We start from the raw sequence: 10,000 nt of genomic DNA, 5'->3' as shown, positions 1-10,000 counted from the left end.
CCCGGCGGACCTTTTCCGCTATGGCAGCAAAGTTAGCGGAGCGCGGCAGCGGAGAAAATTGGACCGATGGACAAGGCCGGAAGAAATTGAGTCGCCCAGCCGGTCCGGCGGCCGCGCCGTGCCCGCGTCTCAGCCGCCGATGCGCAGCGCCAGTTGCAGGCGATCGCGCACGCCGAGCTTTTCGAAGGCGGTGCCCAGGTGGGCCTTCACGGTGCGTTCGGTGATGCCGAGCAGGCGCGCGATTTCCTTGTTGCTGTGGCCGGAAGCCACGGCGCGAGCGACTTCCTGCTCCCTCGGCGACAGGAGATCGAGGTCGGGCGCGGCGGCCGGGGCCGGCGCGGCGCGGCGGAAGGCGCCGAGGACGCGACCCATCAGTTCCGGGCCTATCCACAGGCCGCCGTGGTGCACGACCACCGCCACCTCGCGCAGCAGCGCGGGGGCGGACAGGGCATGGCAGTAGCCCCGCGCCCCGCCGTCCAGCGCCAGCAGCGCTTCGTGCTGGCTGGGTTGCAGCGCCAGGACGACGACGGGGGGCGCGGCCGGCCCCGCCGCCAGACGCGCGAGGCGCGGCTGCCAGTCCGGCACGGCGCTGGACAGCCACACCGTATCCGCCTGCTGCAGCGCGGGGACCTGCACCGCGGACGCGAGCACGCGGGCTCCCGGGAAAGCGTCGGCCCAGCGCGTGCTGGCGCTGGCGGCCGGGGCGATGAAGAAATGTCGGCTCATCGTTCGGTCAGCGCGTTGGCCTTGGCCCGCAGCACGGGCTTCAGCAGGTAGGAGAGGATGCTTTTCTTGCCGGTCAGGATGTCCACCTGGGCCACCATGCCCGGGATGATGGGCAGGCCTTCGCCCAGGCCGGTTTCGCGGGTGCGCACGCGCACGACGTAGAAGGCGTTGCCCTTGTCGTCGGTGACGGTGTCGGCGCCGATGTGCTCCACGGTGGCGTCCAGGCCGCCGTAGATGGCGAAGTCGTAGGCGGTGAACTTGACGATGGCTTCCTGCCGGGGACGCAGGAAGGCGATGTCCTGGGGCTGAATGCGGGCTTCCAGGATCAGGGTGTCGTCCAGGGGCACGATCTCCACCACTTCCTTGCCGGGCTGGACGACCCCGCCCACGGTGCTGACCAGCAGGCGCGACACGGTGCCGTGCACCGGGGCGCGCACTTCGGCGTGCTTGACCCGGTCGGCCAGGCCGCGGCTGCTTTCGACCAGGCTGGCGAGCTTGCTCATGGTCTCGGAGAGCTCGTTGCGCCACTGGTTGCGCACGTTCAGTTCCACTTCCTCGATCTTGCCGGTGGCCTCGGCGATGGCGGCCTGGATGCGCGAAATCTGCGATCCGGCCTGATCGCGTTCGCCGCGCAGGCGGGCCACGTCGCGCTCCAGGCGCAGCAGTTCGACCTCGGACACCGCGCCGGACTGCATCAGCGGGCGGGTCACCTGCAGTTCCTGCTGCACCAGGTCGTAGCTGCGCGCGGCCTGTTCGCGGCGCGAGCGCGCCTCGTTGAGTTCCTGCTGGCGCTGGGTGAGCTGGTCGCGGGCGATGGACAGTTGCGCATCCAGCCCTTCGCGGCTGGACAGGTAAAGACCGCGCTCGTGCTCGGCGATCTCGGGCGAGTCGCTCAGCACTTCCTGGGGCATGGCGAGATCCTCCCCGCGGGTGAGCGCGTTCAAACGGGCGGCCTTGGCCTGCAGGGAAAGGTACTGGGCGCGGTTTTCCAGCAGCGAGGACACGAAGCGGGTCGGGTCGATGCGCAGCAGCAGGTCGCCGGCGGACACTTCCTGGCCTTCGCGCACCAGGATTTCCTCGACCACGCCGCCATCCACCGATTGCACGATCTGCAACTGCAGGGACGGAATGACCTTGCCTTCGCCGCGGGTGACTTCATCCACTTCGGCCAGGGCGGCCCAGACCAGCAGCACCGCGACCAGCCCGAGCGCGATGCGCAGCAGGGCGCGCGCATGCAGCGGTTCCTGCTGCAGGCGGGCCCAGTCGGCGTCGCCCGCCCAGTCGAGGTTTTCCTCGGGCGGGGGCGGCAGGATGCGGGCGAAGAAGCGGTCGAGGAAGGGCCGGCTGCGGCCCGACAGGCGGTCGCTGAGGCGGCCGATGCCTTCGAACAGGCGGTGCTGGACGGGGGCGTTCACGATCCGGCCCTGCCGATGCGGCCCTGGCGCAAGGCCTCCACCACCTGGGCCTTGGGCCCGTCGGCGACGATGCGCCCGCCGTCGATGACGATGATGCGCGCGACGAGATCCAGCAGCGAGGTGCGGTGGGTCACCACGATCATCGTGTGTCCGCGCGCGTACTCGGCCAGGCGGCGCTTGATCTCCTCTTCCGAGGAATGGTCCATGGACGAGGTGGGTTCGTCCAGCAGCAGCACCGGCGGGTGGTTGATCAGTGCGCGCGCCACGGCCACGCCCTGGCGCTGGCCGCCGGACAGGGATTCGCCGCGCTCGCCCACCAGCATGTCGAAGCCCTGCGGGTGGCTGTTGACGAAATCCAGGATGCCGGCCGTTTCCGCCGCGCGCAGCACCGCCGCATCGTCGGCCAGGGGCGCGGCCATGGCGATGTTCTCCCGCAGCGTGCCGTAGAAAAGCACGGTGTCCTGCGCCACGTAACCGATGTTGCGGCGCAGTTCCGCCGGGTCGAGCTGGCGCACGTCCACCCCGTCGATCAACACCGCGCCGCCGGTGGGGCGATACAGGCCCAGGATCAGCTTTTCCAGCGTGGTCTTGCCCGAGCCGATGCGGCCCAGGATGGCGATGTGCTCGCCGGGCTGGATGCGCAGCGAGACATTGCGCAGGGCCAACGTCTCCTGCCCGGGATAGTGGAAGCTCACGTCGCGGAATTCGATGGCGCCGTGCAGTGTGGGGCGGCTGATGAAGTTCGATTCTTCCGGACGCTCCACCGCCTGGCCCATCAGTGCGTCCAGCGAGGCGAGCGAGGTGGCCGCGTTGTGGTATTGCACCAGCAGGCCGGCGACCTGGCCGATGGGCGCCATGGCGCGGGAGGACAGCATGTAGCAGGCGATGAGCCCGCCCATGGTGAGTTCGCCCTCGCCGATCAGGTACACGCCGACGAGGATCACCACCACGCTCACCGTCTGCTGCATCCACATGGCGCCGTTGGTGGCCGACGCCGACAGCAGGCGCAGTTGCGCGCCCACCCGCGCCAGCAACGCGGCGCTGCGTTCCCACTTGCGCTGCACCGGGGCCTCGGCGCCCAGGGCCTTGAGCGTTTCCATGCCCACCAGCCCTTCCACCAGCGTGGCGTTGCGCTGGGCGCCGGCACGGTAGGTGGTTTCCGCCAGTTCGTGCATCTTGCCCTGCACCGCCAGGGCGTAGAACAGCAGCACGACCACGCCGACCACGAAGGGCAGCACCAGCGGCCAGGCGATCCAGCCGATGACGACGAGGAAGATCACCGCGAAGGGCACGTCGATAAAGGCGACGACGGTGGCGGAACTGATGAAGTCGCGCACCGACTCGAAGGCGCGCAGGTTGGCGGCGAAGGAACCGGCCGAAGCCGGGCGCTCTTCCATGCGCAGGCCCAGTACGCGCTCCATGATGCGCGCCGAGAGCTTCACGTCCGCGCGGCTGCCGGCCAGGTCGACGAAATGCCCGCGCATGGTGCGCAGGGCGAGATCGCCCAGCAGCACCACCAGCACGCCGGCGGACAGCACCCACAGGGTTTCCACGGCGTTGTTGGGCACCACGCGGTCGTACACGTTCATGACGAACAGCGGCATGGCCAGCGCGAACAGGTTGATCAACAGCGCGGCGACCAGCACGTCGCGGTACAGCGCGCGGTTCTCCCCGATCGTGCCCCAGAACCAGTGCTGGCCGCGGACCGCCCGCACGGTGGGGCTGCGTGCATCGAAACGGTAGCGCGGGCGCACGTAGATGGCCCGCCCCGCATAGCGCGCGGCCAGATCGGCCTGCGGCACGTCCACCACCGCCTCACCCAGTTCGGGGAAGGCCACGCGCGCGGTGGTGCGCGCCTCGTCCCAGCCCACGAGTATGCAGGCGTGGTTGTCCGCCAGCAGCAGGACGGTGGGGGCGAGTGCGTCGTTGAGGTCTTCGAGCGGGGCGGCGACGATCTTGCTGGTCATGCCCGCACGCTGCGCCGCGCGGCCGAACAGCGAGGGCGTGAGCCCGGCGGCATCCACCGGCAAGCCCGCCAGCGCCGCCTCGCGGGTCAGCGTGCCGCCATGGGCGCGCGTGACCAGGACCAGGCATTCCAGCAGGGAATCCGGTGCCGGCGCAGTATGGTGCGCATCGCCCGTGCCGGGCGTGCCGCGCTTCGGATCGTTGGGTTCGTCGTTCTTCAACACAGCTTCCCATTCTGGGCAACCGGCCCCTGCCGACCAAGCCAAATGTCTTGCGGGCTGCGAACTTTCGCACGGCGTCCGCATGCGGCTCCGGTCCGCCGAAAAACCGTCCGCATGCTTGCGGGTTGGCCGCCGGCGCGCCAGAATGGCCCCGCGCCGGTTCCACCCGGCGCACCGCCCGCATACGGAGGCGATCGGCATGCACGTCCCCGAACACCGGAAGTTCTCCCGCATCAACTTTCACAGTAGTGCGTCCCTGTCGCTTTGCGACCGGGAATTTCCCTGCGAAGTGCTCGACCTGTCCCTGAAGGGCGCGCTGCTGCACCCGCTGGGCGAAGTCCATGTGCAGCCCGGCGAGCGCTGTCTGCTGGAGCTGACGCTCGACGATGGCGAAACGACGGTGCGCATGGAAGGCGACATCGCCCACCACGAGGACGACCGCATCGGCCTGGTGTGCCGCGAGATCGATCTCGACAGCATCACCCACCTGCGCCGCCTGATCGAACTCAACCTGGGCGACGCGGACCTGCTGCAGCGGGAGTTCTTCGCCCTGATCGCGGACTGAGACGAACGAGGCCGCGCTCAGGCACCGGCCGGCGCGGCCACGGTCACACCGGCCTCTCTGCAGCCATCGGCCAGCACGGCCCGCAACCCCTGCAGCGCGAGCGATGCCTGGCCGGGGTGCCACAGCAGATGGGTGCGGCTGTACGCGAACGTGGGCGGCAGCGCATGCTGGCGCACCGATTCGGCCGCCTTCAGCCCGGCCAGCACCGAACGCGGCACCACCGCCACCCCGGTGCCTGCCGCCACGCAGGCCACGATGGCCGGATAGGAGGCGAATTCCAGCACCCCCTCCGGCAACACTCCGGCAGCCGCCAGCCACTCTTCCAGCCGGCGCCGGTAGGAACAGCCGCTGGCAAACGCAATCAGCGTGGTCCGCCCCAGGTCGGGCGGCGAAGACACCGCCGCCACACCGCCACCGCTGATCAGCACCAGTTCCTCCTCGAATACCGGTTGCGCCAGCAACCCCGGCGCGCAGAAGGGTTCGGAGACGAATGCCGCCTCGATGTCGTGGCGGGCCAGGCGGGCGATCAGAGCAGCGGTGGTGCCGGTGACCAGTTCGATGCGCACCGCCGGGTGCGCCCGGTTGTAGCGCGCCAGCACCTGCGGCAGGCGGCTGCCCGCCGTGCTTTCCAGCGAACCCAGACGCAGGGTACCGAGCAGGCGGCCGGCGCGCAGGGCCGATTCGGTCTCGTCCGCGAGGCGCAGCAGGCGTTCGGCGTAGCCGTGCAGCAGACGCCCTTCCGCAGTGGGTGCCAGCCCGCGCCCACGCCGGGCAAACAGCGCCACGCCGAGCCGCGCCTCAAGTTGCTTGATACGGGTGGTGACGTTGGACGGCACCCGGTGCAGCGCCTGCGCCGCACGCGCCACGCCGCCGTGGGCGATCACCGCGTGGACGATTTCGAGATCGTCCAGATCAATGTTTCTCATTTTGAGAAACTCCATTCATTACTTTTCATTAGTTGAAAAAATACTAGCCCATTACAGTGCGGCATGGACACCGCAAGCACTTCTTCCCCCTGGTCGACCGCACTGCGCGGGCTGGTCGCGCTGGCCGTGGCGATGGGCATCGGCCGCTTCGCCTTTACCCCGCAACTGCCGCTGATGCAGGCCGAGTTCGGCCTGTCGCTGGCGGCCGGCGGCTGGCTGGCCGGTGCCAACTACGCCGGCTATCTGTGCGGCGCGCTGCTGGCTGGCCGCCGCGGCGCCTCACCGCGCGGCCTGCTGCGCGCCGGCCTGTGGGGCGTGGCGGTCAGCACCGCAGCAATGGCGGCGGACGCGCCCACCGCATTCTGGCTGGCTGCACGCTTCGTGGCCGGCGTGGCCAGTGCCTGGGTGCTGGTGGGCACCGCCGCGCTGTGCCTCACCCGGCTGGCCGCGCTGGGCCGCCCGGCGCTCGGCGGCGTGGTGTTCGCCGGGGTGGGCGCGGGCATTGCGGCGGCCGGCCTGCTGTGCCATGCGGCCGCCCTGAAGGAGGCCGGCGCAGCGGCCAGTTGGTGGTGGCTCGCCATGCTGGCGACGGCCGGCACCCTGTTCGCCGGCCGCCTATGGCGCGACGCGGCGCCTGACGCGGCGCCGGCCGCCTCCCCGAACACCGCCGACGCACCGGACGATGCGGGTGCGCTGCGCCTGGTACTGTGCTACGGCCTGTTCGGTTTCGGTTACATCCTGCCGGCCACCTACCTGCCGGCCCAGGCCCGCCTGCTGATCGACGACCCCGCCATGTTCGGCTGGGTGTGGCCGGTATTCGGCCTGGCGGCGCTGATCTCGACCCTGTGCGCGGCCTTGTTGGCGCGCTGGCCGCGCCGCCGCGCCTGGGCCGCCGCCCAACTGGTAATGGCGGCCGGCGTGCTGGCCCCGGCCCTCGCCCCCGGGCTGGGCAGCCTGCTGTTCGCCGCCCTGTGCGTCGGCGGCACCTTCATGCTGGTCACCCTGCTCGGACTGCAGGAGGCACGCACCGCCACGGCGGATGCGCGCCGATTGATGGCGGCGATGACCGCCGCCTTCGCCACCGGCCAGCTTGCCGGTCCACTTGCCGCGAACGCCCTGCTCGGCCTGGACTGGCCACTGGACGCGGCGCTCTGGCTGGCCGCCGGCAGCTTGCTGGCAAGCAGTGCGCTGCTCGTCCGTTCCCGCAGCGCCCATCCGCCCCCCGCCATCCATACGGAGCAAGCATGACCATGCGCCCCACTCCCCAGGGCTTCGGCCCCGACACCTCCGAACGCCTGCCGCTACCGGCCGCCGACATGATGAACGAGGCCCAGCGCGCAGCCGCGCAAATGCTGATCGACGGTCCGCGCAAGGGCGTCAAGGGGCCTTTCGTCCCCCTGCTGCGCAGCCCGGTGCTGATGGAACGCCTGGCGAAGGTGGGTGAATACCTGCGCTTCGAATCCGCGCTGCCGGCCCGCATCGGCGAATTCGCCACCCTGGTGGTGGCGCGCCACGTCTCCAACCAGTTCGAGTGGGCCATCCACCATCCGCTGGCCCTAGCCGCCGGCACCCGGGCAGGCACGCTGGACGATCTGGCCGCCGGCAGCCAGTGCCCGCGCGACATGGACGAGAGCGAAGCTGTCGCGTGCGCCTTCGCCGGCGAGTTGCTGCAGCACCACGGCGTGAGCGATCCCACCTACGCCGCGGCGCTTGCGTTGTGGGGCGAGCGGGGGGTGGTCGAACTGAGCACCCTGATCGGCTATTTCGCCTGCGTGTCGTGGGTGATGAATGTGGCCCGCACGCCGGCACCGGCAACGGAAGGATTCAGCCCGCTGAGCGCACTGCCGCGCTGATCAGCCACGGCCGCGCCGCGCGGGCGGCTTGCCCGCCGCTCCGGCGGCACTGAGCCGGTTGGGCGCCCGGCCGGCGCCCCTCTCCCCGATTCTTGGCGCCGCCGGCTGCTGCCAGGGCACGAGCTGCTCGGGCCGGTTGCCGATCAGCTCGCGCCGGCCCATGGCCAGCAGGGCCTCGCGGATCAGCGGCCAGTTGTCCGGGTCGTGCCAGCGCAGCAGGGCCTTGTGCAGCTTGCGCGACTTGCCGGCGCGGGCGGTCTCCACGCTTTCGGAATCCGCCGAGACCTTCTTCAGCGGGTTCCTGCGGCTGTGGTACATGGTGGTCGCCAGTGCCATGGGCGTGGGCAGGAAGGTCTGCACCTGGTCGGGGCGGAAGCCGTTCCGCTTCAACCACAGGGCGAGGTTCACCATGTCCTCATCGGTGGTGCCGGGGTGGGCGGCGATGAAGTACGGCACCAGATGCTGCTTCTTGCCCGCCAGTTGCGAGTACTTGTCGAAGAGTTCGCGGAATTTCTCGTAGGTGGCGATGCCCGGCTTCATCATCTTGGAGAGGGGACCGGCCTCGGTGTGCTCGGGGGCGATCTTGAGCAGGCCGCTGACGTGGTGAGAAACCAGCTCCTTCACGTACTCGGGCGAGCGCACCGCCAGGTCGTAGCGCAGGCCGGAACCCACGGTGACCCGCTTCACGCCCGGAATCGCCCGCGCCTTGCGGTACAGCGCGATCAGCGGGCCGTGGTCGGTGCCGAGGTTCTCGCAGATGCCCGGGTAGACGCAGGACAGGCGGCGACAGGAGGCCTCGATCTTCGGGTCCTTGCAGGCCATGCGGTACATGTTGGCGGTCGGTCCGCCCAGATCGGTGATATGGCCGCGAAAATCCGGCATCCGGTCGCGAATATCCCCGATTTCGCGCAGGATGGACGCTTCCGAGCGGCTCTGGATGATGCGCCCCTCGTGCTCGGTGATGGAGCAGAAGGTACAGCCGCCGAAACAGCCGCGCATGATGTTGATGGAGAACTTGATCATGTCCCAGGCCGGGATGCGCGCCCCGCGGTAGGACGGGTGCGGCGCGCGGGCGTAGGGCAGGCCGTAGACGAAATCCATCTCCGCCGTGGCGAGGGGTATCGGCGGCGGGTTGAGCCACACGTCGCGCCGGCCCGGCCCTTCTCCGTGGGCCTGGCGCAGGGCACGGGCGTTGCCGGGGTTGGACTCCAGGTGGAAGACGCGGGAGGCGTGGGCGTAGAGCACCGGGTCGGCGCTGACGTCCTCGCAGGCCGGCAGGCGGATCACGGTGTGGGCGCGCTGAGTGCGACGCTCGGCGCGGCCGACGATGCGCACCGGCTGGGCGCCGGCGGGCGCGGCAGCCGCTTCCATCGCATAGGGGTCGGGGTGGGGCGCGACGTGGCCGGGGCGGTCGAGGGCGAGGGAATCGGCCTCCTGCCAGCGGTCGTCCGGCAGCCAGTCCGGGCGCACCATGAAGGCGGTGCCGCGCAGGTCGCGGATGTCGGCGATGGCTTCGCCGGCGGCCAGGCGCTGCGCCAGTGCGACCAGCGCGCGCTCGGCGTTGCCGAACAGCAGCAGGTCGGCCTTGGAATCGGCCAGCACCGAGCGGCGCACCTTGTCCGACCAGTAGTCGTAGTGGGCGATGCGGCGCAAGGACGCTTCGATGCTGCCGACGACCACCGCGGCGTCGGGGAAGGCCTCCCGCGCCCGCTGCGCATACACGGTGACCGCGCGGTCCGGCCGGCGCCCGGCGGCGGCCCCGGGCGTGTAGGCGTCCTCGGAGCGGATCTTGCGGTCCGAGGTGTAGCGGTTGACCATGGAATCCATGTTGCCCGCGGTGATGCCGAAGAACAGCCGCGGACGCCCCAGGGCGCGGAAGGGCTCGGCGCTGGTCCAGTCCGGCTGGCTGATGATGCCCACGCGCAGGCCATGCGCTTCCAGCAGGCGGCCGACCAGCGCCATGCCGAAGCTGGGGTGGTCGATGTAGGCGTCGCCGGTGACCAGCACCACGTCGCAGACGTCCCAGTCCAGCGCGCCCATCTCGGCGCGCGACATGGGCAGGAAGGGCGCCGCCTGGCGCGGCGGGCGCACCCCGGCACTGATCGGCACGGGCGCGGAGTTTTCGGGGGACACGGGCGGCGAACCGGCTGGGTGGGAAGGGCGCGATTCTACCCGGATTGTCCGGCCGGCGGCCGGTTCCCCGTGGGAGCAACTGTCTGCAGCAGATTTGTCGTTCAGGCTTACAGGGGGTCGCCCGTTCTCCATGTGGTCTGGTCGCGGATCATGGCGTTCAGACGAATGAGGAGGACGCGCATGCAGGCGACGAGGG

Annotated in this window: 8 protein-coding genes; 3 read left to right on the top strand and 5 right to left on the bottom strand. The window is 70.4% G+C overall.

Annotated elements, in window-relative coordinates; genetic code table 11:
- Positions 1-129 precede the first annotated feature (129 nt).
- Genes E6O51_RS21235 through E6O51_RS21225 form a run of 3 tightly spaced genes read right to left on the bottom strand, consistent with a single transcriptional unit; the run spans position 130 to position 4,243 of the window.
- Entirely contained in the window at positions 130-726 is a 597-nt protein-coding gene (locus tag E6O51_RS21235; protein ID WP_136387032.1) for a helix-turn-helix transcriptional regulator, read from the bottom strand.
- The gene (locus tag E6O51_RS21230) at positions 723-2,141 is read right to left on the bottom strand and encodes an HlyD family type I secretion periplasmic adaptor subunit (RefSeq protein WP_136387031.1); all 1,419 of its coding nucleotides are present in this window, start codon (positions 2,139-2,141) and stop codon (positions 723-725) included. Before E6O51_RS21230 ends, E6O51_RS21235 begins: the two co-directional genes overlap by 4 nt.
- Positions 2,138-4,243 carry a type I secretion system permease/ATPase gene (locus E6O51_RS21225; protein WP_230976874.1) on the bottom strand — a complete coding sequence of 702 codons (2,106 nt, stop codon included), beginning with the start codon at positions 4,241-4,243 and terminating at the stop codon, positions 2,138-2,140. Before E6O51_RS21225 ends, E6O51_RS21230 begins: the two co-directional genes overlap by 4 nt.
- A gap of 283 nt (positions 4,244-4,526) precedes the next feature.
- On the opposite strand from E6O51_RS21225, the gene E6O51_RS21220 reads away from it, so the two are divergent.
- Positions 4,527-4,892: a PilZ domain-containing protein gene (locus tag E6O51_RS21220; protein WP_136387029.1), complete on the top strand. Its 366-nt coding sequence runs from the start codon at positions 4,527-4,529 to the stop codon at positions 4,890-4,892.
- 17 nt (positions 4,893-4,909) lie between these two features.
- Here E6O51_RS21220 and E6O51_RS21215 read toward each other — a convergent pair whose 3' ends face one another.
- Positions 4,910-5,818, bottom strand: a complete 909-nt coding sequence (locus E6O51_RS21215) for a LysR family transcriptional regulator (protein WP_136387028.1) — start codon at positions 5,816-5,818, stop codon at positions 4,910-4,912.
- A 63-nt stretch (positions 5,819-5,881) separates the two neighbouring features.
- On the opposite strand from E6O51_RS21215, the gene E6O51_RS21210 reads away from it, so the two are divergent.
- Positions 5,882-7,066, top strand: coding sequence for a YbfB/YjiJ family MFS transporter (locus E6O51_RS21210; RefSeq protein ID WP_136387027.1), 1,185 nt, complete (start codon positions 5,882-5,884; stop codon positions 7,064-7,066).
- Complete coding sequence (locus E6O51_RS21205; RefSeq protein ID WP_136387026.1) at positions 7,063-7,671, top strand: carboxymuconolactone decarboxylase family protein; 609 nt, start codon at positions 7,063-7,065, stop codon at positions 7,669-7,671. Before E6O51_RS21210 ends, E6O51_RS21205 begins: the two co-directional genes overlap by 4 nt.
- Here the strand turns inward: E6O51_RS21205 and E6O51_RS21200 are convergent, their stop codons facing one another.
- On the bottom strand, positions 7,672-9,726 hold the full coding sequence (locus E6O51_RS21200; RefSeq protein ID WP_136387042.1) for a YgiQ family radical SAM protein: 2,055 nt from the start codon (positions 9,724-9,726) through the stop codon (positions 7,672-7,674). It abuts the gene before it with no gap.
- Positions 9,727-10,000: the final 274 nt, after the last annotated feature.

Origin of the sequence: Pseudothauera rhizosphaerae (assembly GCF_004801305.1) — a bacterium.
Taxonomy (GTDB): Bacteria; Pseudomonadota; Gammaproteobacteria; order Burkholderiales; family Rhodocyclaceae; genus Pseudothauera; species Pseudothauera rhizosphaerae.
Note: the sequence above shows the minus strand (reverse complement) of the source record. Positions and strands in the feature narration are given on the sequence as shown.

What these genes read in the sequence shown, in the direction of transcription:
- E6O51_RS21235 (WP_136387032.1), bottom strand. Translation starts at nt 726, where the DNA reads ATGAGCCGACATTTCTTCATCGCCCCGGCCGCCAGCGCCAGCACGCGC.
- E6O51_RS21220 (WP_136387029.1), top strand. Translation starts at nt 4,527, where the DNA reads ATGCACGTCCCCGAACACCGGAAGTTCTCCCGCATCAACTTTCACAGT.
- E6O51_RS21215 (WP_136387028.1), bottom strand. Translation starts at nt 5,818, where the DNA reads ATGAGAAACATTGATCTGGACGATCTCGAAATCGTCCACGCGGTGATC.
- E6O51_RS21210 (WP_136387027.1), top strand. Translation starts at nt 5,882, where the DNA reads ATGGACACCGCAAGCACTTCTTCCCCCTGGTCGACCGCACTGCGCGGG.
- E6O51_RS21205 (WP_136387026.1), top strand. Translation starts at nt 7,063, where the DNA reads ATGACCATGCGCCCCACTCCCCAGGGCTTCGGCCCCGACACCTCCGAA.
- E6O51_RS21200 (WP_136387042.1), bottom strand. Translation starts at nt 9,726, where the DNA reads ATGTCGCGCGCCGAGATGGGCGCGCTGGACTGGGACGTCTGCGACGTG.